The sequence below is a fragment of the Corallococcus sicarius genome, assembly GCF_003611735.1.
In the GTDB taxonomy this organism is placed as follows: Bacteria; Myxococcota; Myxococcia; order Myxococcales; family Myxococcaceae; genus Corallococcus; species Corallococcus sicarius.
On the sequence record NZ_RAWG01000800.1, the window covers coordinates 1 to 257 of the forward strand.

Annotated in this window: 1 protein-coding gene; it reads left to right on the plus strand. The window is 70.8% G+C overall.

Translation table 11 applies throughout. The features are described 5' to 3' along the window. Positions 1-257 (plus strand): condensation domain-containing protein (locus tag D7X12_RS42210; protein WP_147444047.1); only part of this gene is annotated, 257 nt, incomplete at both ends.

Here is a 257-nt window from a genome sequence, read left to right on the forward strand (position 1 = left end):
GCGCAGGAGATGCGCAGGCCCTTCGACCTGCGCAGGGGCCCTCTCGTCCGCGCAGTGCTCTTCAAGCTCACGGAGCGGGAGCACATCCTCGTCGTCAACATGCACCACATCGTCTCCGACGGCTGGTCGCTCGGAGTGCTGGTGCGGGAGGTGAGCGCGCTCTACGCCGCGTTCGCCGAAGGGCGGCCGTCGCCCCTCCCGGAACTGCCGGTGCAGTACGCCGACTACGCCGCGTGGCAGCGCCGCACGCTCAGCGG